Source organism: Veillonella parvula, assembly GCF_042850485.1.
GTDB lineage: Bacteria > Bacillota > Negativicutes > Veillonellales > Veillonellaceae > Veillonella > Veillonella parvula_Q.
In genome coordinates this window covers 785,471-810,458 of the sequence record NZ_AP031417.1, presented here as the reverse complement: position 1 = coordinate 810,458, position 24,988 = coordinate 785,471, and the positions used below count along the sequence as shown (strand labels likewise).

The window sequence follows — 24,988 nt, the reverse complement described above, 5'->3', positions numbered from 1 at the left end:
ACTATTATACAAAAAAAAAGCGCCATTCGGCGCTTTTCTATTTATCAGCCATCAACTTTTCTAAAGTCAATTGAGCCGCATGTTGTTCTGCAATTTTTTTACTTTTACCAGAGCCGGCCTCGTAAGTAACACCATTAATTTCAACCTCCATATGGAAGGTTTTAGCATGATCGGGACCACTTTCACTGAGCAAATGATAGACAATATGTTTATCCCCATCACGTTGCACATATTCTTGTAATAATGTCTTATAATCTTTGCCCCGCTTACCTTCTAAGGCTTGCATGATATAGGTAGTTAAATGCTTTAAAACAAAGGCCATAGCCGTTTGATAATCTGTAGAAATATAAATGGCACCGATGAGAGACTCAAAGGTATCCGCTAATATAGAGTTTCTATCGTTACCACCGGAAGCGCGTTCTCCATGACCGAGCAATAAATATTGTCCTAGTTGCAAAGAACGACTCACAGATGCTAAAGAATCCTCACACACTGTAGCGGCCTTAATTTTCGTTAAATTACCTTCAGCCATATCTGGATATGTCTTAAATAGGTATTCCCCAATAATAAGATCCAAAACAGCATCGCCTAAAAACTCTAATCGCTGATTGTGATGAATATGCTTTGATTTATGTTCATTCGCATAAGAAGTATGTGTAAAAGCACAATCTATAATGGATATATCTGACACAGGTATGTCTAAACGAGCAACAAGCTCATGAAGAGATTCTTCACGAGCTTGTGTTATCTTACTCTTATGCGTTTCGATAGTAACCATTAAGCTTCATAACGGCGAATGCAAAGTGTACCGTTATGACCACCAAAACCGAAAGAGTTAGAAAGTGCACATTTTACTTGAAGTTCACGTGCGCCTTCACGAACATAGTCCAGATCCAAACCTTCATCAGGATTGTCACAGTTGATTGTAGGGTGAACTTTACCAGTTTCAATCGCCATTGCCATTACGATAGTTTCAATAGCACCAGCAGCCCCCAATAAGTGACCTGTCATGGATTTAGTAGAGTTAACAGCGATATTTTTAGCGTGATCGCCGAACAATTCTTTAATAGCCAATGTTTCATTTTGGTCATTAAGGCCAGTAGATGTACCATGAGCATTGATGTAGTTAACGTCTTTAGGATCAATACCTGCATCTTTAATTGCTAATTCCATACATTTACGAGCTTGAACACCACCTGGAGCTGGTGCAGTGATATGGTAAGCATCACCATTGCTACCATAGCCCACAACTTCAGCATAGATATGCGCACCGCGTGCTTTTGCGTGTTCTAATTCTTCAAGAACTACGATACCAGCACCTTCACCCATTACGAAACCATCACGGTCACGGTCAAATGGACGGGACGCCTTTGTTGGCTCATCATTGCGTGTAGACATAGCTTTCATAGCCGCAAAACCAGCTACAGCAGCCGGAGATACCGCAGCCTCAGTACCACCAGCAAACATCACATCAGCATCTCCACGTTGGATGATACGGAATGCATCGCCAATCGCATTTGTACCAGAAGTACAAGCAGTTACGTCTGTAATAACTGGACCTTTAAGACCAAGGCGAATAGATACGCGTGCAGATGTCATATTTGCAATCATCATAGGTACTGCAAATGGACTTACACGGCCAGGACCTTTTTCGAATAATGTTTCATACACCTCATGGATAGAGTCAATGCCGCCTATACCTGTACCAACTACAGTACCACAGCGATCTAAATCTGCTTTATCTAAATCAAGATCAGCATCTTCACAAGCAAGAACAGCTGCACCGATAGCAAATTCTACAGAACGGTCCATACGACGAGCTTCTTTCTTGTCTACCCCATAGTTTGTAATATCAAAGTCTTTTACTTCACCCGCAATGCGTGTTGCATAGTCAGATGCGTCAAAGCGTGTAATCGGCCCAATACCAGATTGACCTGCCAATAACGCATTGTAGAAGTTCTCTTTACCGATACCTACAGGAGTCACTGCCCCTAAGCCAGTAATTACTACACGTTTTTCCAATTATTCCACCTCTTATAGCTATACAGCCCTTTAAATTAATCAATCTCTGCTACTTGCTGTTTTAATTGAGCAAAGATATCTTTAACTGGCATAATCCTATCGACTTTTCTCATATTATTGCCAGAGAACACCAACCCCGTTTCCACATCACCTTGTTGTGCGCGAGAAAGAGCACGGATAATGCAGAATTTATGGGAACAATGTTTTAAACAGTTATCACACACCGTTGGAGGCGCTACAGTACCATCTAAAACAGATTCAGCAAATTTGTTTTTTATTGCTTGACCAGGCAAACCAACAGGACTTTGAATCAATACTATATCCTCAGGGTTTGTAGCTCGTACATACATTTTTTTCAATTCATCAGATGCATTACATTCATCAGAAGCAGCAAAACGGCTACCCATTTGAACACCACTAGCGCCGATTTTTAACATTTCAACGATATCATGGCCATCTAGAACACCACCAGCAGCAATTACTGGAATGTTTTTTACCGCTGCTACAACTTCGGGAACGATTTCTCGAGCGGAACGATCCGTCCCCAAGTGTCCACCAGCTTCACAGCCTTCTACGATTACAGCTGCAGCACCTAAACCTTCAGAAATGCGAGCTAATTTTGCGGACGAAACAATTGGTACAATAGGAGTACCAGACTCTTTGCCCATTGCGAACATATCTCTTGAAAAACCAGCACCTGCTACTACAAGATCAATGCCTTCTTCGATGGCAGTCTTTACTAAGCCAGCAAATTGAGTTGCTGCTACCATCGCATTTATACCAATAATACCCGTAGGTGATAATTTTCTAGCTAATTGTATTTCGTATCGTAATTCATCGAAAGGCAAGCCCGATGCCGCAATAAGGCCGATACCACCTTCATTTGCAACGGCTGCTGCCAAGCGAGCTGTAGACAATCTAATCGCCATACCACCTTGAATAATAGGTACTTTGGCCACTAGATTCCCAATGCGAAGTTCAGGGAGCTTCACTATCAAATCCTCCTGTAAATAAAACCGGTTGGGAGGCCACTCGGCCTCCCGTTCGGTTGAATTGTTAGCTTTACAGCTTATTTAGCAGAATCAATATATTCTACTGTATCCTTAACGGTTTTAATTTTTTCTGCAACGTCGTCAGGGATTTCAACATTGAATTCTTCTTCAAATGCCATGATCAATTCAACGATATCTAAGGAGTCAGCGCCTAAGTCGTCGATGAATGTAGAATCAATGGTAACTTCAGCTTCATCAACGCCTAATTGTTCCACAACGATTGCTTTAACTTTATCGAAAGTGTTCATTAGTGGTTCACCTCCTTTCAAAGTGTATTTATATATAGTCTAATTTTACAACTACATTACCATGCCACCATCAACATTGATGACTTGACCCGTAATATAATTAGCAAAATCGCTAGCAAGGAATGTTGCTACTGTTGCTACTTCTTCGGCATCAGCCATACGGCCCAACGGAATTTGAGTAACCATAGCTTCTTTAACTTTTTCTGGTAATACATCAGTCATATCTGTATTGATAAAGCCTGGTGCAATAGCATTAACTGTAATACCACGGCTAGCCAATTCTTTAGCACAGGATTTAGTAAAACCAATTACGCCCGCTTTAGAAGCAGCATAGTTAGTTTGACCAGCATTACCTATAACACCAACAACAGATGTCATGTTAATAATATGACCAGAACGTTGTTTCATCATGATTTTAGATACTGCTTTAGTTACCAAGTAAACACCTTTTAGGTTGATATCGATAACAGCATCAAAATCTTCGTCTTTCATTCGCATTAACAAACCGTCACGCGTAATCCCCGCATTATTCACGAGAATATCAATGTGACCAAATTCTTTATGAGCTTCTTCCACCATGGAAGCAACTTCATCTACATTGGCTACATTGGCTTTAATTTTAATGGCTTTGCGGCCTAACGCTTGTACAGCTTCAACAGTTTCTTGCGCTGCACCTTCGCTACCGCTATAATTTACTACAACATCAGCACCAGATTGTGCTAGATTGATAGCTACAGCGCGACCAATGCCACGGGATGCGCCAGTTACAATGGCTACTTTACCCTCTAAATGCATTTTATCGAACCCCCTTCAAAAATTCAAGCGTTTTCTCTAAGGATGCAATGTCTTCAACATTGGCTAATTCCATATCTTTGTTAATCTTTTTAGTAAAACCTGTAAGTACTTTCCCAGGTCCCACTTCAACAAAGCGAGTAACACCAAAGTTTACCATTTCAGCTACACAATCTTCCCATAAAACAGGGTTAGCGGCTTGAGTAACTAAGGACTCTTTAATGTCATTGGCATTAGTCAAAATCTTACCAGTAACATTTGCAACTACAGGAATTTGTGCATCACTCACTTGGATCTTATCCAATTCTTCCTTTAACCGAAGAGCTGCTGGTTCCATCAAACGGCTGTGGAATGGAGCACTCACAGGAAGCATTACTGCACGTTTCGCTCCTGCTTCTTTCATTTTTTCAGCTGCTGTTTCCACCGCTGCAGTTTCACCGGCAATAACGATTTGTCCAGGGCAATTGAAGTTAACTGCTTGTACAGAACCTACAGAAGCATTTACTTCTTCACAAATTTCTACAACTTGCTCACGAGGTAATGCCAAAATTGCCGCCATAGCGCCTTTACCCAATGGCACAGCTTCTTGCATATATTCACCGCGTTTATGAACTACATATACTGCGTCTTTAAAGTTCAATACACCAGCTGCTACTAGAGCACTATACTCACCAAGACTATGCCCGCCTACGATATCAGGCGTAAAGCCTTGTTCTTTTAGGATTTCATAACAAGCTACGGATGCAGTCAAAATAGCTGGTTGTGTATTTGCTGTTTTAACGAGCTCTGTATCAGGACCTTCGAAGCATAATTTACTGATGGAGTAACCAAGTGCTTCGTCAGCCTCTTCAAAACGTTGTTTTACAATAGGATACGCATTATACAAATCTTGTAACATGCCTACTTTTTGAGAACCTTGACCAGGAAAAACAAATGCCGTTTTCATTAGGGGCCTCCTTATTTACTAAGATCTTGAAGATTCTTAATCACTGTTTCAGCTTCAGTCATGATATCTTTAATGATAGTTTCACATGGTTTAACATCTGTTAACATACCAGAAATTTGACCGATCATTACAGAACCTTCTTTTACATTACCCTCAATAGCAGCTAAACGAAGTGTGCCAGCGCCTAATGCTTCCAATTCCTCTTTAGAACCACCACTAAATTCAAGGGATTTATATTTATGAGCTAACGCATTATCTATAATACGTACAGGATGACCTGTTGTTAAGCCAGTCATAACTGTAGCACGATCTTTTGCTTTCAATACAGCATTTTTATAATTTTCATGGGCAATACATTCTTCGGATAATACGAATCGTGTCCCCATTTGTACCGCTTTAGCACCTAATGCAAATGCCGCAGCCATACCACGACCATCTGCAATACCTCCGGCAGCAATAACTGGTACATCTACAGCATCAACTACTTGAGGAATTAATGCCATAGTTGTAATATCACCTACGTGACCACCAGACTCTGTACCTTCAGCAATAATTGCATCAATACCACCACGTAATAAGCGCTTTGCTAGTAATACTGATGCAACTACAGGAATAACTTTTGTACCAATTTCTTTCAAAGCGGGAACATAAACACCAGGATTACCTGCACCTGTAGTGATAACAGGAACACGTTCTTCCACGACTACTTCCATAACCTCTTTTACAAATGGAGACATGAGCATAATATTACAGCCAAAAGGCTTGCTAGTGCGCTCTTTTAATTTATGGATTTCATTACGGAAAATATCAGGAGGCATATGACCAGCACCAATAATCCCAAGGCCACCAGCTTCAGAAACGGCTGCCGCTAATTCTGCAGTACCGAGCCAAGCCATACCACCTTGAAAGATTGGATACTCAATCTGCAATAAATCACAAATGTCAGTCTTAATCATCTTGATGTGTCCTCCTTAATACCATTTCAAGACCAGGCTTGCCCATGTTAGGCCTGCACCAAATCCTGCAAACGCAACATTATCACCGCGTTTGAAACGTCCCTCGCGATTAGCTTCATCAAGTGCAATCGCTACAGACGCGGCAGATGTATTACCATACTTATGTAAATTAACAAAAACTTTTTCCATTGGCAGATGTAAACGTTTGGCTGCCGAATCAATAATACGAATATTCGCTTGATGAGGAATGAAGTAATCTAATTCGTTTAACTCCATACCAGCGCGTTCTAAGGATTTTAAAACCGTACGCCCCATCGTTTTAACGGCAAATTTATATACTTCAGGGCCATCCATATGAATAAATGTTAAGCCCTCTTCTACGCGTTGATCATTTGCCACCACAGCAGTGCCACCTGCAGGAATGCAAAGCGCTGGTCCGCCAGTACCATCGGCGCCCATGTCAATACCTTTAATGCCATAGCCTTCAGGTACTTCAGATACTACTGCAGCCCCAGCACCATCACCAAAGAGGATACATGTACCACGATCATTCCAGTTTACTCGACGGGAAAGAATTTCCGCCCCCACGACGAGTACTTTTTTATAAATACCAGAACTAATATAACTAGCGGCAGTAATCAATCCATATACAAACCCAGAGCATGCCGCTTGTAAATCATAGGCTGCAGCGTTTTTAGCGCCTAAGTTCGCTTGCAATACACAAGCTGCCGAAGGAATAATCATATCTGGTGTTAAGGTAGCAAAGATAATCATGTCGATTTCCTCTGCAGTGACATTAGCCATTTGCATAGCTTTTTTTGCTGCCTCGGTCGCCATATAGGATGTATTCATGCCTTCCGGTGCAATGCGTCGTTCTTCTATACCCGTACGCTCTCTAATCCATTGATCATTGGTATCAACCATTTTTTCAAGATCAAAGTTTGTTACTACATTGTCAGGAAGGAAGCTCCCAGTACCAATGATTCCTACAGGTTTATTCATCATAGTCATACTTTAAGGCTCCTTCAATATCCATCGTTTCTCTTATGTGTTGAATAATTTTACGCTCTACTAAATCACTAGCAATTTCAATAGCAGTTTTTATTTCTTTTGCTTTAGAACTACCATGAGCAATCATGAATACCCCATTAACTCCCAAGAGCGGAGCACCACCATTTTCTGTGTGATCCAAACGTTTTGCCATCTTTTTCAAAGCTGGCTTTACAAGCATAGCTCCTATCTTGGCGAAAATACTTCCTGCCATGATACTATCCTTTACTAATTGCGTAAGACCTGTTACTAAACCTTCCGCAAATTTAAGTACCACATTGCCTACGAAGCCATCACATACGACAACATCAACGGCACCTTTAGGAATATCACGACCTTCAATATTTCCTTTAAAATTGATAGTCTTCATACCCTCCAAAATCGGATATGTCGCCAATACGACATCGTTCCCCTTTGTGGCCTCTTCACCAATATTTAACAATCCTACAGTAGGATTTTCTTTTCCTAATAAAAGCTTAGCGTATTCAGACCCCATTAAAGCACCTTGTACAAGATGTTTAGGTTTACTATTAGAATTTGCACCAGAGTCTAACATAACTGTTATACCACTTACCGTTGGCATTGGAGTTGCAATGACAGGGCGATCAATGCCCTTAATGCGACCGAGACCAAACAAAGCCGCTGCAACAGCAGCTCCCGTACTCCCCGGAGCAATTACAGCATCACAACGATTATCGCGAACCAACGAAGTAGCGACCACAACAGATGCATCTTTTTTCTTGCGCAATGCTTGACCTGGATGTTCATCCATGCCGATTACCTGGCTAGCATGATGTACAGAAATACGTGGATTCTTAGCTTCATTATTAGCTTCTAATATATCAAAAATTTGCTGCTCATCGCCGACGAGCACCACTTCAATGTGTTGATTTGCTCGTACGGCTTCAATGGATCCAAGTACAGTCTCCATTGGAGCAAAGTCGCCACCCATGGCGTCTATTGCAATTTTCATAATTTACACCCTATTCTCTACGGATTCCATAATAAATTTTGCGCGAAACACTTCTTTTATTTTATCTCTTATTATAACCCAAATAAAGAACTTATTACCTCGGCGACGAACAATTTCTGCTTTCGCTACCAAATTAGTACCAGATCCTACCGGGTTCTTATATTTTATATTTCCAACTTCCGCAGAGCAAACAGTCGTCCCCATAACCACTTTTGCAAGGGAATTTGCTTGAGCATATAAATACTGCGGTTCTACATATCCAAATTGATCTTCCATATCAGCCGTAGTACGCAACATAGATAATGCTTGGTGCCCCTCGGTGACATCAATCAATTCGCCAACCACTTCATATGATACATGTTCTGCCATTTCATGTGATTGACCTGTAGCCATAACACGAATGCGTTCACGCAATTCAGGAATACCCAATTCTAGTCGATCGAGACGAATTGTTGGCACACTTACACCAAAGTGTGTTGCCAATTCTTCATCAGTAAGAAATGGCGTAATATTCAGTTTTTCTTGTAACTGCTTCTGGCGCTCTTGCTTCTTTAACCGACTCATGGGACCACCTTTTATGACCTAGTATTAATATTACATCCTAAGTATATACAATAATTCCCTTATTGGCAAGACTTTTCATACATATAGTAAGATTTTTTCATAGCATATACAAAATATAGTTGTTTTTTTATATTTTAGTATTATTGTTTATAAAAAATAAAAATGTGTCACCATCTTATAGAATAATCTTACTATAAAATAGTGACACTTGCTATTGATAACGAAACATATAAAAATATGAGTGTATATTTTGAAAGCATATAAAAAAGACGCCTACAAAGTAGGCGTCTCTCTCTGCTCACATATTAAGCATTAGCTACTACTTGTTCACCTTTATAGTGACCACATGTAGGGCAAACACGATGAGGCATCTTAGGTTCGTGGCATTGTGGACATGCTACATAACCAGGAGCTTCTAATTTCCAATTAGCACGACGACGATCGCGACGGCATTTAGACAATCTACGTTTAGGTACTGCCATTATCTGCACCTCCTTAGTACAATCATTAGGATAATCTATCATCTTTCTCATCAAGCAAAGCACGTAACTCTGCAAATCGAGGATCCACCACAAAGGATTCACAAGAACAAGGTGAAACATTTAAATTTGCTCCGCAATGAACGCACAATCCTTTGCAATCATCCTGACATAACACTTGAGAGGGCTCATTGATGATTAATGTATCCCTAATTAGTTCAGTTAAGTCAATTTCTTCTCCATCAAAAGAATTCACATCATCTGCAGCATCTCGACAATCACTAAAGATTTCCTGAAAGAAATCTTTTCGATAATGTTCTGTGGTATTTAAACAACGGGAACAATCATAATCGCCTTTAGACTGAATCGAACCTTGAACGATGTAATTTTGACCATCAAACCAAAACTCACCACTAATGGTTATATCATGACGGCTCCAAGGAAAAGCAGTTACGTCACCAAGCTCAGAGGCTGATATCGTATAGCTATAAGGAAATTTCTTTCCTATATGTTCTTTTGCTTGCTCTACTTGCAGTTTCATAATCTTACCTCGACTCATAATATTATAAACATGACATGGTGCTTTGTCAAATAAAAAAGACTATCTCAAGTGGACTCAAGATAGCCTTTTGGTAAGTCAATTACATTTTTTCGAATTGGTCTTTACCAACACCGCAAATTGGGCAAACATAATCAGCTGGTTGATCTTCGAATTTTACGCCTTCAACAGCTTCGTCATAAACCCAACCACATACTACGCATACATATTTTTCCATGTGTATTTCCTCCTTCACTTGAAAATTATTGTTTAATGTTTATCTTTAATTAATTCAGATACTCTATCTGTAATGTAGTATATCAAAGACATCGAAACTTTTCAATACTCATTTTCTTATTTTCTCATTTTTTATAATATTTAATAATCATAGATACTATGCGGTTTTCTACTACTTAACTCATTTGAAATATATTATCATTTAGTTTTTTTATCTTTAGACTACTGCTGAATATTTTATTTTAATCCAATAATTGGAAATTAATTTTGAAAGCATATTGTTTAAATAAATAACTATAATAACCTTATCTAAGGTGTACATAATTACTATATTATACTATTATATAGAGAAGAGATTATGTGACTACATATAATCTCCAAATAATATTACGCTTAATCTCTTTAGTATATAAGTATATACTGATGAATATTCTTGACTTTATTAATACTCTAATTTTATATAAGAAAATAAAATCATTCTTATATAAAATTCTCCTATAAAGGTATAATAAAGTTTCAGTAAATCTAATTGTTATCATAGGAGGCTTTATGAGAACAGCGTTAACACAACTTTTACAAATCGAATACCCTATCATCCAAGGTGCTATGGCTTGGGTATCTGAACACAAACTAGTTGCTGCCGTAGCTAATGCAGGTGCTACAGGTGTAATTGCTCTTGGTGGTCGTGATGCAGAATGGACGCGCAACGAGATTCGTGCCTGTAAAGACTTAACGGATAAGCCTTTCGGAGTCAATCTCATGTTAATGGCTCCCAATAAAGACGAATTAGTGGATATTATCATTGAAGAAAAGCCTGCATTTGTAACACTTGGAGCAGGCAATCCTGTACCATATATTAAACCATTGCAAGATGCAGGCATTAAAGTTATCCCTGTTGTCCCATCTCTAAAACTTGCTAAACGCATTGAAGAAGCTGGTGCTGATGCAATTATTATTGAGGGTATGGAAGCTGGTGGACATATTGGTAGCCAAACAACCATGTCCTTGATGGAAAATATTTTACCTGAAATTTCCATTCCTGTTGTTGTAGCAGGCGCTATCGTAGATGGTCGTGGTATTGCAGCAGCATTGTTGATGGGTGCTGAGGGTGTACAAATGGGTTCCCGTTTTTTGTTAGCTGAAGAATGCCAAGCCCACATAAATATGAAAGAAGCAATTATCAAAGCCACAGATACAGACTCTGTTGTAACGGGTCTCCTCTCCGGTCACGGTGGAGTACGTAGCTTGAAAAACGAATTCACTACACGTTACTTAGCTGCCGAAACAGATGGTGTTACTACCCCTGAAGAACGCACCAAAATGTCCCAAGGCACTAACAAACGTGCTGCTATCGATGGTGATGTTGTAAATGGTGCTGTACAAGTTGGACAAGGTTTAAACCGACTTACTACTATTGAACCTGCTCACACTATAGTACAAACAGTAATGAACGAAGCTATCATGTCTATTCGTAAAGCACAACGTCTTATTGAAATCGTATAGTTAATAAATTAGGAGTTCCTTATGTTACCATTTCACGGAAAATACCCCAAATTAGATCCCAAAAGTTGTGTTATGCCTGGTGCAGAACTTGCAGGTGATGTTGAACTAAAAGAATATGCTTCGATTTGGCAAAACTGCGCACTTCGCGGTGATGTAAATAAAATTGTAGTAGGTCGCTATTCCAATGTACAGGATAACTCTGTATTACACGTTGATGACGACAGGGCTTGCATTCTTGGAGATTATGTAACAATTGGCCATGGTGCAATAGTACACGCTAGTACCATTGAAGATAATGTATTAGTTGGAATGGGCGCTATTGTATTGAGCGGTTGTCATATTGGCTCTGGCTCTATTATTGCTGCTGGTGCAGTCATAAAGGAGAACACTGTAATCCCACCTAATTCTTTAGTTGTTGGAATCCCAGCTCGCATAGCTCGTACAGATGAAACGCAAATCGAACGTATTCACAATCAAGCACTAAAATATAAACACTTGTGGACTGTAGAATATGGCATGCTTCCTGATGCGGGTGGCGAGGAATACGATAAAAACGCCAAAATCGTATAATTACATATACATTAAAAGCGGATAGTTGATTAACTCAACTATCCGCTTCTTTTCTATATATTATATTTAACTTTTATTAACTGTTATTTATTGCTACTTAGCGCTATTTAATTTTGATTGAATAATTTGCTCTACCATAAGGGCTGTCCCCATTGTTAAAGCTATAGGAAACAACATCTCTACAGAGAAACGAGATAATTCAAGCATAAATACACAAGATGTCATAGGCATTTTTTGTGCAAGGCCTAAGAATACTACGGCCCCCACAAAAGCAGACATTCCCAAAGATACTGGCGCTATAGCAATAGCCCATACGGTACCAAATACGATCCCCAAAGTACTACCTAACATCATAGATGGTGTAATACGACCACCATATGCACCAGCGGCCAAAGCAAGTAAAACAGCTACCCATTTGGATCCAAATAAACCCAATGCATATGTCCATGTGATATCGTTCGTAAAAGTCAACTCATTGCCTGCTTTACCATTTCCAAGAATTTCAGGAAAATACATAGCTAAAACACCAATTAGTGTAAATGCTACGATAGAAATGGGAATCATTACAGGACTACTACGATGAATGGCGGGTAGCTTACTTTGTGTAATATTAAATAAAACAACACCAATTGCAATAATAGCGCCTAAAACGATAGAAAACTCTACATAATGACTCCCCAAACTGGGTTGTGCCATTGTATATTGTATAACATCTCCTACACCAGCTTGTCGCGTCACAAATGTAGCCAAACCACAACATAAGAGGGCTGCACTCATAGCCCGTATATTCCAAGTAAGAAGCAAAGTTTCTAATGTGAAAATTGCCGCAGATAATGGTGAATTATAAACTGCAGCTAAACCAGCGCCTGCAGCACATGCAATTAATAATTGACGGTCTTCTTGTTTTATATCAAAATGTTTAACTAAAAAGGTAGTAATACCAGCGCTAGCCTCACGTGGTGCAACTTCTCGACCTAATGGAGAACCAATACCTACCGTAATTATTTGCAGTGTTGCATGTAAAACAGTAGTAATTGGATTCATATCCATTTTACCAGAAACTGCCGTTTTTATATCCACAACGCCTTTACCATATCTGTGAATCAAAACCCAACCTACGCCACCTATCGCGCCACAGACGATTAAGGGTATTAATCGTTCTATCGGTGATACTCGGGCCACAGCTGCACCAAAGCTCAGATGATCAGCAGAGGAGTAATTATATACGAAATGTTGAATTCCATGTAATAAATGCGTATAGGAAGCCCCTACTAGCCCCGCTATAAAGCCAACTATAATAATGAGTCCTATAAATCGTTTATCATATATCATATTTACTCCATCGCTAATACAATTTCCCCAGCCGCTAATGTCTTTTTAACATCAATGATACGCTGATTTGAGGAACCTCTGAAGCGCAAAGCAGGGTCCTTAAGTTCATCTACAAAGCGGCCATCTACGAGAATGTCGATTTCTTGTAATAAAGCACTTCGCAACTCATCTTCTAAGATATCATCTATTTCATAGCCGGAATAGGCCCAAATCTTCTTTTCTGGCGCCGCTGCTCGAACAGCTCTCACCACCGGTAATAAGCCTTGTACATTTTGAAATGGCTCCCCACCTAATAATGTTAAACCTGAACATGTAGGATTCTTCACATAGGAAACCACTAAATCTGTCTCAGCTTGCGTCCATACCTTACCAGCATTAAAATCTTGGTATTCTTCATTAAAACAATTATAACAACAATGTGTACAACCTGTTACAAATATAGATGTACGAATCCCTTCTCCATTGGCAATATCATATTGTCTTATTTGCCCATATCTCATCATAACCTCCATAGTAGTGCCTATCAACTTTGATCAACACTATATAGATATATTTCAATTTCTCATATATACAGTAAAAGCTGTGCCTTAGGCACAGCTTTTACCATTTAAAACTATCGTATTTAGAACTCTAAAATCGTATCTATTAACATACCCACATCATTAGATGTCTATGATAATTATATTAATCTATATAACAGTTTATCTTAATATGCTTAATATACAGGATAATTATTAAAACTATACCTCTAATAATCTTAAATGTGCATTACACGATCTTTAATTTCCTTTGTGCGCCCTTCATTCCAGAAGTTTTCACCAAGGTATCCACAAGTACGACGGATAACAGTTAATTTATCGCGATTTGTATTATGGCAACGAGGGCATTCCCACTCGTTATGTTCATTTACCTTAATTTCTCCATCAAAGCCACATTCGTGACAATAGTCAGACTTGGTATTAAATTCAGCATAAGAAATATGATCATAAATATATTGAATCATAGTCAAAACAGCTGGAATATTATTAGTCATATTAGGAATTTCTGCATAGGAAATACAGCCACCTGTAGATTTCTTTTGGAACTCAGATTCAAAGGAGAACTTGTCAAATACATTAATCTCTTCTCGTACGCTTACATGATAACTATTAGTATAATAACCCTTATCCGTAATGTCCTCAATAATACCAAAACGAGCGCGATCCAAAGAAGAGAATCGATGGGTTAAACTTTCAGCAGGTGTACCATATAATGCAAAGCCCATGTTATGTTTAACTCGCCATTCATCAACAGCTGCATTTAAGCGATCCATAATCTTCATCGCAAAAACGCGACCTTTCTCGCCTGTATTCGATTCACCGGTAATTAAGCGAGTTGCTTCATAAATACCAATATATCCCAAGGAAATAGTCGCATAACCGCCAGTCAAGAATTTGGCAATTTTCTCGCCTTTTTTAAGTCTTGCAATAGCACCGTGTTGCCAATGGATTGGTGACACATCACTCACTACGTCCTTAAGTAATTCATAACGAAGCATTAGCGCTTTTTCTGCCAACTCAAGTCGTTTATCTAAAATTTCAAAATATCGTTCTTCACTACCACGGGCTAGAATGCCAATTTGAGGTAAGTTTAAACTTACTACACCAATGTTAAAACGTCCATCAAACTTGTATTCACCATTTTCATCCTTCCAAGGAGATAAGAAGGATCGACAGCCCATAGGACTAAAGACATTACCTGAGTAGTTTTCCTTCATTTTTTTTGCAGAAATATAGTCAGGGTACATGCGCTTAGCCGTACATTGTGCTGCCAATTCAGTTAAGTAATAGTATGGACTATCCGGTGTTACATTATGCTCATCAAGAACATAAATCAACTTAGGAAAGGCTGGTGTAATGTATACATCGGCTTCGTTTTTTACACCTTTAATACGTTGGCGCAAAATTTCTTCTGTAATAAGAGCCGCTTCCTTCGCGTATTCATAGTCTGGTTGGAAATACATAAATAATGTAACAAATGGAGATTGCCCGTTTGTAGTCATCAATGTATTGATTTGGTATTGAATAGTTTGGATACCATCTTTAACCTCTTTACGCGTACGTTTCCACGCTATTTCACGAGCCTTTTCCATATTAGGCTCCATGCCGTAAATCTCAACTTGCTCTTCAATAACATTATTGAGGATTTTTTCATAAGATTTACGTACAAATGGTGCCAAAATACGGTCAATACCATTAATACTTTGACCACCATATTGACCAGATGCTACTTGTGCAATGATTTGTGTTGTTACAGTACAAGCAACTTGGAAAGACTTAGGTGTATCGATTTTCTTACCATTGATTACTGTGCCATTTGTAAGCATATCTTCCAAATTAATCAAGCAACAGTTAAACATAGGTTGAATAATATAATCCATATCATGGAAGTGGATAGCTCCACTATCATGGGCTTCCAAAATATCGGTAGGAATCAATTTACGACGAGCAATATCCTTAGATACTTCACCAGCAATTAAATCCCGTTGGGTAGATACAATAGCAGCATCCTTATTAGAATTTTCATCAAGAACACTGATATTACTACGATCTAATAAACCAATTACATCATCATCAGTTGTATTTTGACGGCGTTTAAAAGCTTGAACAGCTTTGTAACCTTCATAGGCACGTGCCGTTGCAGGATTATGATACTCAATCAACTTATAATACACTTGATCTTCAATAGCATAAATTGTCATGTCTTTTTGAAGCTTAGTAGCATATTCCTCAATTTCATTTGCAATACGCTGTGCCAAGCCCTCTTCGTACAACCCAGTACTACTATGTTCAGCTTTTTCAATAGCCAAAGCAATCTTGTTTTTGTCGAATGGTACCTTCGTGCCATCACGCTTAATGACCTGCAACATATTGGCAACCTCCCCATCTTGTTACTGCCAAAATATATGTTAAGAAGTATAAAAAGTATGTCTAATCACACTTTTTATAAATTTATATGTAAAAATGTAAAGAATTATTAGAAAACCCCTCTATTTTTACTGCCCTCTCAGTATACTATATATGGTGGTTGTTTTCAACCCTAAATACAATATAAAGTAAAAATAGGTCCCTCTATCTATGCCAATATGACATGGATAAAAGAACCTATATAAATTATAATGCAAAGCCAAATAGACGAGTTAAGAAATTACCCTTTTTCCCCACCCAACTAGATGGGACAGAAGGATAAAATGTGCGATTAGCTAAGAGGTCGCGTTCATTAAGATGGATATTTGGCAACAAATCTTTTTTATACGTATTGTCTAATTCAGAAATTGCTTCCACATAACCTTGGTACGCCTCAACATCACAGCCATCGCTGTAACCAGTACCAAAGAAATGAATTAAACCATTTCGATATAATTCAATGGCCCTATCATAGTTAGCGTTACCATGATCAAAAGATGCCATATTACATTGAATCAAAATACCTCTATCAACCCATGTTAGTAATTGTTCAGGTTTAGTAAATAATTGTCCATAAGTTTCTACTTCACTAATAATAGGTACAAGCCCCATATCTAGTAGACTTAATAACCACGCATTAATATGATGCACTTTGCTATTTTGTGGAAGAGCAACTAATATAAAATGGCTATCTCCCAACGTATATTGATTGCGATGAGAAGCTATATATGCAACCATTTCATCACAAAGCATTACGCGAGCTCCACTGTGAATAGTTATATCTACTTGTTGCTCCTTAACCATAACTTTTACTTCATTAACTAAAGAGTTTATAGCATTCCATGTGTTCAGATCCATAGATACTGTTACATCAGGCGTACTAAAAATATCTGTAATACCTTGTTCAGACAAGGACTTAATCATTTTTACTGATTCTGCCATTGTTTGAGGCCCTTGTGGGCCTAACACAGCTGGCAAAATGCAACCATGTAAATCAACCACGCGACTCATAATCTTTCCCTTCTACTTTCGATTCTCTTTTCAAAAATCGACCTCTTCTATAAAGTTCATGTTCTTCTCATTTAAGTTTATAATTCATTTTATATTCACGATTATAACAAGGGACCAGTCGCTTGTATAGTGGTTTTTCTATAAAAATAAATAAATTATTATATGTTCATTTAATACAATTTTTATATATTCATTTATTCTTCATAAAATATAACCCATAATCTCTACAATTATGAGTCATATTTTACACATTATTATATTAATAATTATTTAATTTTTAAATGTACTTTTATCTTTTATCATGACTAATATAATAAGTTAATTTCACTACCGATATACCGATGATTATACCAACTGTATCAATCAGTACATCAGACAGTTGAGAGCTGCGTCCTAGAGAAAATAATTGTATAAATTCATCTAGACTAGCTATTACTATACCCACTCCTATTGTTTTTACTACTGTGCCATATTCAATATAGCGGCGTAGAACTACATATAAAACACCACCAAGGATTGTGAACTCTGTAAGGTGGGCTAATTTTCGAATAATCCTATTTAAGGCCCATATATTTCCGTAAAAGCCTAATTTATTAGCTATAGGGGCAATCCACTTTGCAAAAATAAGACTAAACCCATCAGAGGTTCCTCCATTTTGCAAGGAATTATCCCATATAAAAAACACAATTAGACATAACACAATATATAGTATCCAACGTTTCATACTACTCTCCTAAACGCCACAATACATATAGCTGTATTAATCTCTATCAAAAATATCTCTTGTATAAACTTTATCTTTTACACCTTCTAAGCTACTATCCCAGCGATTAGCTACAATGACATCACTAACACGCTTAAAATCTTCAAAATTACGTATAACTGGCGAATTAAAGAAATCTTCTGCATCTAGTGTAGGTTCATATACTACCACAGCAATCCCTTTCGCCTTAATACGTTTCATAACACCTTGAATGGCTGATGCTCTAAAATTATCAGAGTTCATCTTCATGGTCAAGCGATAGATACCAACAATTTTCGGATTTTTAGCAATAATAGTATCTGCAACATGATCTTTACGTGTTCTATTCGCATCAACAATGGCAGAAATTAAATTTTGTGGTACATCATTATAGTTAGCTAATAATTGCTTTGTATCTTTTGGCAAGCAATAACCACCATAACCAAAGGAAGGATTATTATAAAAATCTCCAATACGAGGATCTAAACAAACCCCCTTGATGATTTGACTTGTGCTAAGGCCACGTACTTCAGCATAGGAGTCTAACTCATTGAAATACGCTACACGTAATGCTAAATACGTATTAGCAAACAATTTAATTGCTTCCGCTTCCGTAGAATCAGTATATAATTGTGGAATATTTTCTTTAATAGCACCTTCCGCTAATAATTGTCCAAAACGACGTGCTCTGTCAGAATCCTCGCCCACAACAATACGGGATGGATGTAAATTATCGTATAAGGCTTTACCTTCCCGCAAGAATTCTGGCGAAAAAATTAAATTCTCCGTATTAAATTCTTTACGCATTTGTACCGTATAGCCTACCGGTACAGTTGATTTAATAATCATTACTGCATCAGGATTAATCTCTAGCACAGTTTTAATGACTTGTTCAACAGAAGATGTATCGAAAAAGTTTTTTTGAGGATCATAATTTGTAGGTGTCGAAATGATAACATAATCTGCACTGTTAAAAGCTTCTACTGGGTCAAGTGTAGCTTTGAAGTTTAACTCCTTAGTAGCTAAATACTCTTGCAATTCAGCATCTACAATAGGTGTCTCTTTGCGATTTAACATATCTACTTTTTCTGGGATGATATCGAGGGCCACCACTTCATTGTGTTGAGCTAACAACACACCATTGGAAAGGCCTACATAGCCTGTACCAGCAATTGCAATTTTCATTTATTTGCTCTCCATCATATAGAAATCTTTATACCATATGGCAAAACGCTTTAACCCTTCTCGTAAGGTTGTATTAGGTTTAAAGCCAAAATCTGCTTCTAACGCACTTGTATCAGCATATGTAACAGGCACATCCCCTGGTTGCATGGGTACTAATTCTTTATGCTCCTCAAAATTATAATCTTCTGACAATACGCCAGCAGAAACCAATTCCTCTGAAAGAATGCGCACAAAATCAAGTAAATTTTCTGGGTTGCTATTGCCGATATTATAAATAGCGTACGGTGGAACCGGCAAGCCATCCGCACCATTGCGACGCTCTGGTGCAGTGGACATAACCTTAGAAACGCCTTCTACGATATCATCGATATAGGTGAAATCACGCTTACAATTGCCGTAGTTAAAAATTTTAATTGTCCCACCATTACGTAATGTATTTGTAAAACCAAAGTATGCCATATCTGGACGACCTGCAGGGCCGTATACAGTGAAGAAACGAAGCCCTGTGCTAGGGATGTTATATAATTTAGCATACGAATAAGCCAATAACTCATTTGACTTTTTTGTAGCTGCATAAAGAGATACAGGATTATCTACTTTATCATCTGTAGAGTATGGGATTTGTTTATTTGCACCATATACAGAAGAAGATGATGCATACACTAAATGCTCTACACCTCTTTCACCATCGTCATAAGAATGACGACAAGCTTCTAGAATATTATAAAATCCAATAATATTAGACTCGATATAGGCGTCGGGGTTAGTAATAGAGTAACGAACCCCTGCTTGAGCTGCTAGATTCACTACAACTCGTGGTTTATAGATAGCAAAAATTTCATCAACAAAGGACTTATCTGCAATATTCCCTTTTTTAAAAATCCATATATTCTTATTATCTTTGCTAAGTTCATCAATCTGTTGCAATCGATACTCTTTCAATGCTACATCATAGTAATCATTAACAGAATCTATGCCAATAATTTGAGTCCCTTCTGCTTCAGATAGTAAGGACATAACTAGATTAGCCCCCACAAATCCAGCGGCACCCGTTACAAGGATTACCGTGTTGTTTAAATCTACATTTTTTGAAAGCATATGTACTCCTTTCATAGTTCTGTTAATTATGTCGTTTTACTTTACTTAAGACTTTTTTATAGCCAGAAGCAATAATTATGCGCTCAGATGGAATGACGTATAAAATAGCCACATATAATACAACACATAAAAGCATACAGACGACGGTCCACCATACTGCATCATAGAGATGTAAAATACTATAGGCAATTAACCCAACTATAGATGCTGTAATGAGATATACACTGATATTAGATATTATGCGAAATGCACTCATATTGACAAATAAAGCCAGTAGCAACATAGAAGCTGCTAGCATTTCCATTCTTACTAACGATCGAGCATATACAAAGGTACTGAAATCATATTGAATACAAATATAAATAACTGGTATTAAAACTACTAGATGTAATATTTGAGTCCAAAATGATAGATTAGGCATCCCTTTTGCACGAAATATTTCGGAAATCAAATTAGCTGTTACAGTCATAATAGCCGAACTCAATGCCCAGGAACCTAATACAATGCCCGCTAACGTCCATTGTGGCCCTAGTAAAAGCTGAACAACAAAGTCTTGAAATACAAATAAGCCTACACCTAAAGGTACCAAAAATAGAGCCATATAGCGTTGGAATGTAAAGAATGTATTCGAAAAGGCCTGTTGATTATTTTGCACACGACTTAAAGCCGCGAATAATACAGGAGCCAAAGATGCTGTAGCCATAGCCATTACAGTCGTAACAATAGCCATTGGCATCTTATATATCCCCAAATAATAAGCATCTAAAAAACGGCTAATAATGAATGTATCCACCCAAGCAGTGAGCCATATAGAAAATGCTTCAGCTAAAGACCATGCACTATAGTTAAACATATTCATAAAGACGCGACTACTAAAAAACAGATGAATTTGATTCTTCCGACTCTTTAATAATGCCAACGCCGTAAATAGCTGAGCCCCTAGCATACCAGCAATTAAAGACCAATAATCGTGCCCCATAAGTGCCATTGGTATAGATATCAATATAGGTGTAAGAATTGTTATGAGCCTAATATTTAAAAGAAACTTAAAATTAAAATCCCTTCGATACAATGCCATTTGGACACTACTAAAAGCAGATAAAGGAATCATAGCGCCCATCACGGCTAAAGGTATCCCTAAGCCATCATTACCTACTAATACGGCCAATTCATCACGACCGATTATGATAGCGCTCCATAAAACTAGAGAAAACACTAGGTTGGCAATAAATGCCACATCTGTAGCCTCTTGCTTATCTTGGGCACTTTCAAACTCATGCTGAACAAGAAATTTTTGAAAACCCGCATCAGCAAGCATTTCCGCAAAAGATATAACCATCATAATCGTCGCCAATATGCCGAATGCGGTCGGTGCTAACATATGGGCCAATATTATATTTGTCAGTGGTGTAATAAGCTTTGCCAAAACCTCTGTAATAACAGACCATTTAGCAGCAGCTACGATTTTAGTATCCATTATTTCTTATTGATATTCTTAATGCCTCTCAAGAATAGTTCATGATGAGCTTCACATTCCAAATAATTTTGTATTGCTAAATAACTCGTTTTGCCCAAAATAAGTTCTACCAATTTTCGGCCCAATAAAGCATTAATAGCGCGTACAATAAATGATCTACCTAAAAACTCACGCAAATAACGTTTTACATGTGTATCAGCAAAGACCTTATAAGCTTGAGTCACAAAGTGAGGGTCTTTAATTTCTTCACTACGTTTTCTATAAGCCTCTAATGTTTCTGTAGCTTCAACTTCTGTGGCTAATCGTGTACCATTATCGGTTCTACGAATAGGCAATTCAGACACCACAAAATCATCCTTAGTTACGTCTACAGTAACTAGTATTGAATCTTTAATAAATTCTTGATGGTTTACAAAAAAATCGGAATTAAAGATAAAGTTGCCTTGTCCATAAATGATAGTGCCTCCCTGGTAATCTTCACGAGCCCCTACACAATGATTATGTTGACAGATAACGAGATTCGCTCCACTATCGACAAATTTACGGCAATATCTCTGTAGCATAGGAGATGGATAGCGATAGAATTCCTTGCCGCCGTGATATAGAACGATGACATAGTCGCATTGTGCCTTTAAAACTTTCACTTCGTCAAAGCTTTCTAGCACATCAAAAGGATTAGCCCCCATTGTATGACAAGTAGCCATAGTAAACTCATTCTCTGTACAAAGATAGAATCCAATACGTATATCATCTTTTTCAAAGATAAATGGCTTCTTAGCCTCTTTCAAATTAGCTCCAGCTCCAGCATGAGCAATCTTATGCTGCTTCAACAAATTTAATGTTGTCGTCAACCCTTCCACCCCTTGATCTAAGGAGTGGTTATTAGCCAGTGTTAAAAATAACGGCTCTAACACCTTATATCCATTAATTGTTTTTGTAGGCGCAATTAAATTATTACCAAATTTTACGATGGGTGTCTCTATATCAGTAAGAGGAACCTCTAAATTGAAAACATTTAAATCCGATTGCTTCAAAATTTCATAAAGCTCTTTTCCTACAAAAGCTTCTCCATTACCGTTTTCAAATAATGTTTTATTAATATCCGTAGGAACTAAATCAGCCCCGATGTACATTCTCAAGATGTAACCACTCTCCTAATTCATAATCCTTTGACATAGGACGAAATCTTTCAAATCCAGCACCAGGAAAAAATGTTAATTCTCCAATAAATAGATGCCCTTTAGTTTCATAAAAATCAACACGCAAAAATGGACACCCTTTGCTAAGCTCCATCGCAACCTGTTGCATTTCACCATATGCGTCTGGCTTTGGAAACTCTGTAGGTAACGGTGGATAATGTCCAAAATGAATTCCCATAGGATTCCAATCGATATCATAGAAGTTCATACGCGTTCCTGTTTTAGAAAAACGATTAGAACATACTACTGTTAACTTTGGTTCACCATGAAAGCAATACATCTTATAATCTAATATGTCATTGCTACCTAATTCCGACAAATATTCCTCTCCGATAATACGTCGAGGAACATTCTTATAAGGCCACTCTCTAGCAATACGTGAATAATCCCGTTTTAAGAATGTTCTTAATTTAGCTTTTGCTGCTTCCCAATCAAGTGTTGATTTATCTTTACAAATAACGATGCCTCCACTATCATGTGTACATTTCAAAACGAATTGATTAGGCAACCTATCAAGGTCAATATCATCTACAGAGTTCCATACGGAAATCGTAGGTATTATATACTGATTACCTACACGTTGAGCAATAAGATGTTTAGCTTCATGTTTATCAACCATCACTGTTTGTATTGGGTCTCTAAAATTAACCTTAAGCCATTGTAACTTTTCGCTGAAAGTTTTTGGATTTTCTAAATCTAAAGGGTATCCCATATACTTAGGAAATACCTTCTTCAAAAAGTCTTCATCAGACAAAGAGTCATAATAACCCGATTTAATTAATACTCTCGTTCGATAGTAAGGTTTTGTTAAAAAGGACATACCGACCCTAAACAGTTTGCTGAACTTCATGTTTACGTCCTTTCCGAAGAATTTGTACCTCTAAATAAAACAACATCATATAAAAATAGGTACTCTTACTTTCATAAGAAACCATACCCATATCCATAACAATCTGTGAAAGGAATAGAATGAGTACCATTATATATTCATTACTATGTATATCACGATAGCGAATTAAATTATAAGCCACATAGAGATACATTGAATAATAGGCTAGTAAACCAATGACACCCGTGCCAGCTAATAATTCAATATAATTGTTATGCAAGTAGTAATTATCTTTGCCATATACGAAAAAAGTATATACAGATGGATTATTGATACCTACACCAGTTATGGGAGATTGATAAAATAAGTCCCATCCAATATCTACCAAAGCTAATCGAATAATAGTGGATGAGTCCCCCCCTGTGCCTGTAAAGGCTTCTACCATGTTAGACATTCGGTCTAATACTTCAGAGAACATCGGCAATTGCAAGACCGCAATACCTATAATGGTAAGACCTAATAAGGAACCAATAACTTTTACAATAGAATTGACCGCATTAGCACTACGAAAACTTTTAAAGATAAAGAGTAATACTGTACCAACACCGACAAAAACTAAGGCCTTACGACTACCTGTAGCCGCTAAAATACCAAGTGTTGGTAATGCAATAATATGCCACCAACGAGGACGATCATATAGCATATAATACAAGGTCATAACAATAGCATTGGCCCCCAATAGCCCTACTGTATTCGCATTCAATGCATCATTAGCAATACGCGCTGAGGATGATAAAACAGTAATAAAATAATCTAAACCGTAGAAATAAACAGTATAGAAACAAACTATATAGCCTGTCCACATACCAATCTTTAATAATGTATCCACCGATTTCTTATCTTGATAACACATGTATAAAATGATGAGCATAAAGAATATCTTGACCATATCAAAACTTCGGCTCATAGCTACGGAAACATCTGTGGCATTAATCGCACTTAGATAACAAGCACCAATAAAAATCAACATATAAGCATGCATCCAATTAAACCGCAGTTTTATAACACCCTGTTCTCGTATAAGATAAAAAATGATGAGACCAAATAAGCATACAAATAATACATACGCACCATAGTTCGCTTCGCCAAGGGCAAAGGAAATGGTCAATGACAACACTAAAAAGATTAGAGTTATGAACCATATCATGCGATCAGCAAGAGCCGTAATATTTAACTTCAA

26 protein-coding genes are annotated in these 24,988 nt (G+C 37.6%); 2 read left to right on the top strand and 24 right to left on the bottom strand.

The window, feature by feature from the left end; translation table 11 throughout:
* Window positions 1–37: 37 nt before the first annotated feature.
* The 13 genes from rnc to ACGHIY_RS03470 form a co-directional block, all read right to left on the bottom strand.
* Window positions 38–778: a ribonuclease III gene (rnc, locus tag ACGHIY_RS03530; RefSeq protein ID WP_004693448.1), complete on the bottom strand. Its 741-nt coding sequence runs from the start codon at window positions 776–778 to the stop codon at window positions 38–40.
* Window positions 778–2,022: a beta-ketoacyl-ACP synthase II gene (gene fabF, locus ACGHIY_RS03525; RefSeq protein WP_004693446.1), complete on the bottom strand. Its 1,245-nt coding sequence runs from the start codon at window positions 2,020–2,022 to the stop codon at window positions 778–780. The genes rnc and fabF overlap by 1 nt, the downstream gene beginning before the upstream one ends.
* Before the next feature lie 35 nt (window positions 2,023–2,057).
* The gene (locus ACGHIY_RS03520; protein ID WP_004693443.1) at window positions 2,058–3,014 is read right to left on the bottom strand and encodes a nitronate monooxygenase family protein; all 957 of its coding nucleotides are present in this window, start codon (window positions 3,012–3,014) and stop codon (window positions 2,058–2,060) included.
* Window positions 3,015–3,091: 77 nt separating this feature from the next.
* On the bottom strand, window positions 3,092–3,322 hold the full coding sequence (locus tag ACGHIY_RS03515; protein WP_004693441.1) for an acyl carrier protein: 231 nt from the start codon (window positions 3,320–3,322) through the stop codon (window positions 3,092–3,094).
* A 51-nt stretch (window positions 3,323–3,373) separates the two neighbouring features.
* Complete coding sequence (gene fabG, locus ACGHIY_RS03510; protein WP_287525351.1) at window positions 3,374–4,117, bottom strand: 3-oxoacyl-[acyl-carrier-protein] reductase; 744 nt, start codon at window positions 4,115–4,117, stop codon at window positions 3,374–3,376.
* Window position 4,118: 1 nt separating this feature from the next.
* On the bottom strand, window positions 4,119–5,060 hold the full coding sequence (fabD, locus tag ACGHIY_RS03505; RefSeq protein ID WP_004693437.1) for an ACP S-malonyltransferase: 942 nt from the start codon (window positions 5,058–5,060) through the stop codon (window positions 4,119–4,121).
* An 11-nt stretch (window positions 5,061–5,071) separates the two neighbouring features.
* Window positions 5,072–6,016 carry an enoyl-[acyl-carrier-protein] reductase FabK gene (gene fabK / locus ACGHIY_RS03500; RefSeq protein ID WP_316055155.1) on the bottom strand — a complete coding sequence of 315 codons (945 nt, stop codon included), beginning with the start codon at window positions 6,014–6,016 and terminating at the stop codon, window positions 5,072–5,074.
* 15 nt (window positions 6,017–6,031) lie between these two features.
* Entirely contained in the window at window positions 6,032–7,027 is a 996-nt protein-coding gene (locus tag ACGHIY_RS03495) for a beta-ketoacyl-ACP synthase III (protein WP_012864189.1), read from the bottom strand.
* The gene (gene plsX, locus ACGHIY_RS03490; protein ID WP_004693432.1) at window positions 7,011–8,039 is read right to left on the bottom strand and encodes a phosphate acyltransferase PlsX; all 1,029 of its coding nucleotides are present in this window, start codon (window positions 8,037–8,039) and stop codon (window positions 7,011–7,013) included. The genes ACGHIY_RS03495 and plsX overlap by 17 nt, the downstream gene beginning before the upstream one ends.
* 3 nt (window positions 8,040–8,042) lie before the next feature.
* Window positions 8,043–8,603 carry a transcription factor FapR gene (fapR, locus tag ACGHIY_RS03485; protein ID WP_004693429.1) on the bottom strand — a complete coding sequence of 187 codons (561 nt, stop codon included), beginning with the start codon at window positions 8,601–8,603 and terminating at the stop codon, window positions 8,043–8,045.
* A gap of 305 nt (window positions 8,604–8,908) precedes the next feature.
* Window positions 8,909–9,085 (bottom strand): 50S ribosomal protein L32, encoded by a 177-nt coding sequence (gene rpmF, locus ACGHIY_RS03480; RefSeq protein ID WP_004693428.1) that lies wholly within the window; start codon window positions 9,083–9,085, stop codon window positions 8,909–8,911.
* A 25-nt stretch (window positions 9,086–9,110) separates the two neighbouring features.
* Window positions 9,111–9,623, bottom strand: coding sequence for a DUF177 domain-containing protein (locus ACGHIY_RS03475; RefSeq protein WP_004697400.1), 513 nt, complete (start codon window positions 9,621–9,623; stop codon window positions 9,111–9,113).
* A 100-nt stretch (window positions 9,624–9,723) separates the two neighbouring features.
* Window positions 9,724–9,858 (bottom strand): rubredoxin, encoded by a 135-nt coding sequence (locus ACGHIY_RS03470; protein ID WP_004693422.1) that lies wholly within the window; start codon window positions 9,856–9,858, stop codon window positions 9,724–9,726.
* 548 nt (window positions 9,859–10,406) lie between these two features.
* On the opposite strand from ACGHIY_RS03470, the gene ACGHIY_RS03465 reads away from it, so the two are divergent.
* Both ACGHIY_RS03465 and ACGHIY_RS03460 read left to right on the top strand, forming a co-directional pair.
* The gene (locus ACGHIY_RS03465; RefSeq protein ID WP_004697213.1) at window positions 10,407–11,360 is read left to right on the top strand and encodes a nitronate monooxygenase; all 954 of its coding nucleotides are present in this window, start codon (window positions 10,407–10,409) and stop codon (window positions 11,358–11,360) included.
* A gap of 21 nt (window positions 11,361–11,381) precedes the next feature.
* Window positions 11,382–11,930, top strand: a complete 549-nt coding sequence (locus tag ACGHIY_RS03460) for a gamma carbonic anhydrase family protein (RefSeq protein ID WP_004693416.1) — start codon at window positions 11,382–11,384, stop codon at window positions 11,928–11,930.
* Between the two features lie 93 nt (window positions 11,931–12,023).
* Here ACGHIY_RS03460 and ACGHIY_RS03455 read toward each other — a convergent pair whose 3' ends face one another.
* The 11 genes from ACGHIY_RS03455 to ACGHIY_RS03405 form a co-directional block, all read right to left on the bottom strand.
* Entirely contained in the window at window positions 12,024–13,262 is a 1,239-nt protein-coding gene (locus tag ACGHIY_RS03455) for a chloride channel protein (RefSeq protein WP_004697215.1), read from the bottom strand.
* Between the two features lie 2 nt (window positions 13,263–13,264).
* A complete protein-coding gene (gene nrdG, locus ACGHIY_RS03450; RefSeq protein WP_004697282.1) occupies window positions 13,265–13,762 on the bottom strand; it encodes an anaerobic ribonucleoside-triphosphate reductase activating protein in 498 nt (165 codons plus the stop codon).
* A 257-nt stretch (window positions 13,763–14,019) separates the two neighbouring features.
* Window positions 14,020–16,170 (bottom strand): anaerobic ribonucleoside-triphosphate reductase, encoded by a 2,151-nt coding sequence (nrdD, locus tag ACGHIY_RS03445; protein ID WP_004693410.1) that lies wholly within the window; start codon window positions 16,168–16,170, stop codon window positions 14,020–14,022.
* A gap of 244 nt (window positions 16,171–16,414) precedes the next feature.
* Window positions 16,415–17,218: a tyrosine-protein phosphatase gene (locus ACGHIY_RS03440; RefSeq protein ID WP_278604752.1), complete on the bottom strand. Its 804-nt coding sequence runs from the start codon at window positions 17,216–17,218 to the stop codon at window positions 16,415–16,417.
* A 289-nt stretch (window positions 17,219–17,507) separates the two neighbouring features.
* Window positions 17,508–17,942, bottom strand: coding sequence for a VanZ family protein (locus ACGHIY_RS03435; protein WP_004693407.1), 435 nt, complete (start codon window positions 17,940–17,942; stop codon window positions 17,508–17,510).
* A gap of 36 nt (window positions 17,943–17,978) precedes the next feature.
* Window positions 17,979–19,145 (bottom strand): nucleotide sugar dehydrogenase, encoded by a 1,167-nt coding sequence (locus ACGHIY_RS03430; protein ID WP_004696963.1) that lies wholly within the window; start codon window positions 19,143–19,145, stop codon window positions 17,979–17,981.
* Entirely contained in the window at window positions 19,146–20,243 is a 1,098-nt protein-coding gene (locus tag ACGHIY_RS03425) for an NAD-dependent epimerase/dehydratase family protein (RefSeq protein WP_077708320.1), read from the bottom strand.
* Window positions 20,244–20,265: 22 nt separating this feature from the next.
* Window positions 20,266–21,720 (bottom strand): lipopolysaccharide biosynthesis protein, encoded by a 1,455-nt coding sequence (locus ACGHIY_RS03420; RefSeq protein ID WP_278604751.1) that lies wholly within the window; start codon window positions 21,718–21,720, stop codon window positions 20,266–20,268.
* On the bottom strand, window positions 21,720–22,853 hold the full coding sequence (locus tag ACGHIY_RS03415; RefSeq protein ID WP_278604754.1) for a CapA family protein: 1,134 nt from the start codon (window positions 22,851–22,853) through the stop codon (window positions 21,720–21,722). The genes ACGHIY_RS03420 and ACGHIY_RS03415 overlap by 1 nt, the downstream gene beginning before the upstream one ends.
* The gene (locus tag ACGHIY_RS03410; protein WP_278604750.1) at window positions 22,837–23,769 is read right to left on the bottom strand and encodes an ATP-grasp fold amidoligase family protein; all 933 of its coding nucleotides are present in this window, start codon (window positions 23,767–23,769) and stop codon (window positions 22,837–22,839) included. Before ACGHIY_RS03410 ends, ACGHIY_RS03415 begins: the two co-directional genes overlap by 17 nt.
* Window positions 23,747–24,988: an O-antigen ligase gene (locus ACGHIY_RS03405; protein ID WP_278604749.1), complete on the bottom strand. Its 1,242-nt coding sequence runs from the start codon at window positions 24,986–24,988 to the stop codon at window positions 23,747–23,749. The genes ACGHIY_RS03410 and ACGHIY_RS03405 overlap by 23 nt, the downstream gene beginning before the upstream one ends.

What these genes read in the sequence shown, in the direction of transcription:
- fabD (WP_004693437.1), bottom strand. Translation starts at nt 5,060, where the DNA reads ATGAAAACGGCATTTGTTTTTCCTGGTCAAGGTTCTCAAAAAGTAGGC.
- ACGHIY_RS03420 (WP_278604751.1), bottom strand. Translation starts at nt 21,720, where the DNA reads ATGGATACTAAAATCGTAGCTGCTGCTAAATGGTCTGTTATTACAGAG.
- fapR (WP_004693429.1), bottom strand. Translation starts at nt 8,603, where the DNA reads ATGAGTCGGTTAAAGAAGCAAGAGCGCCAGAAGCAGTTACAAGAAAAA.
- plsX (WP_004693432.1), bottom strand. Translation starts at nt 8,039, where the DNA reads ATGAAAATTGCAATAGACGCCATGGGTGGCGACTTTGCTCCAATGGAG.
- ACGHIY_RS03465 (WP_004697213.1), top strand. Translation starts at nt 10,407, where the DNA reads ATGAGAACAGCGTTAACACAACTTTTACAAATCGAATACCCTATCATC.
- ACGHIY_RS03515 (WP_004693441.1), bottom strand. Translation starts at nt 3,322, where the DNA reads ATGAACACTTTCGATAAAGTTAAAGCAATCGTTGTGGAACAATTAGGC.
- ACGHIY_RS03430 (WP_004696963.1), bottom strand. Translation starts at nt 19,145, where the DNA reads ATGAAAATTGCAATTGCTGGTACAGGCTATGTAGGCCTTTCCAATGGT.
- ACGHIY_RS03440 (WP_278604752.1), bottom strand. Translation starts at nt 17,218, where the DNA reads ATGAGTCGCGTGGTTGATTTACATGGTTGCATTTTGCCAGCTGTGTTA.
- ACGHIY_RS03470 (WP_004693422.1), bottom strand. Translation starts at nt 9,858, where the DNA reads ATGGAAAAATATGTATGCGTAGTATGTGGTTGGGTTTATGACGAAGCT.
- ACGHIY_RS03410 (WP_278604750.1), bottom strand. Translation starts at nt 23,769, where the DNA reads ATGAAGTTCAGCAAACTGTTTAGGGTCGGTATGTCCTTTTTAACAAAA.
- ACGHIY_RS03435 (WP_004693407.1), bottom strand. Translation starts at nt 17,942, where the DNA reads ATGAAACGTTGGATACTATATATTGTGTTATGTCTAATTGTGTTTTTT.
- ACGHIY_RS03425 (WP_077708320.1), bottom strand. Translation starts at nt 20,243, where the DNA reads ATGCTTTCAAAAAATGTAGATTTAAACAACACGGTAATCCTTGTAACG.
- fabK (WP_316055155.1), bottom strand. Translation starts at nt 6,016, where the DNA reads ATGATTAAGACTGACATTTGTGATTTATTGCAGATTGAGTATCCAATC.
- nrdD (WP_004693410.1), bottom strand. Translation starts at nt 16,170, where the DNA reads ATGTTGCAGGTCATTAAGCGTGATGGCACGAAGGTACCATTCGACAAA.
- ACGHIY_RS03460 (WP_004693416.1), top strand. Translation starts at nt 11,382, where the DNA reads ATGTTACCATTTCACGGAAAATACCCCAAATTAGATCCCAAAAGTTGT.
- ACGHIY_RS03475 (WP_004697400.1), bottom strand. Translation starts at nt 9,623, where the DNA reads ATGAAACTGCAAGTAGAGCAAGCAAAAGAACATATAGGAAAGAAATTT.
- ACGHIY_RS03415 (WP_278604754.1), bottom strand. Translation starts at nt 22,853, where the DNA reads ATGTACATCGGGGCTGATTTAGTTCCTACGGATATTAATAAAACATTA.
- rnc (WP_004693448.1), bottom strand. Translation starts at nt 778, where the DNA reads ATGGTTACTATCGAAACGCATAAGAGTAAGATAACACAAGCTCGTGAA.
- ACGHIY_RS03495 (WP_012864189.1), bottom strand. Translation starts at nt 7,027, where the DNA reads ATGACTATGATGAATAAACCTGTAGGAATCATTGGTACTGGGAGCTTC.
- nrdG (WP_004697282.1), bottom strand. Translation starts at nt 13,762, where the DNA reads ATGAGATATGGGCAAATAAGACAATATGATATTGCCAATGGAGAAGGG.
- rpmF (WP_004693428.1), bottom strand. Translation starts at nt 9,085, where the DNA reads ATGGCAGTACCTAAACGTAGATTGTCTAAATGCCGTCGCGATCGTCGT.
- ACGHIY_RS03455 (WP_004697215.1), bottom strand. Translation starts at nt 13,262, where the DNA reads ATGATATATGATAAACGATTTATAGGACTCATTATTATAGTTGGCTTT.
- fabG (WP_287525351.1), bottom strand. Translation starts at nt 4,117, where the DNA reads ATGCATTTAGAGGGTAAAGTAGCCATTGTAACTGGCGCATCCCGTGGC.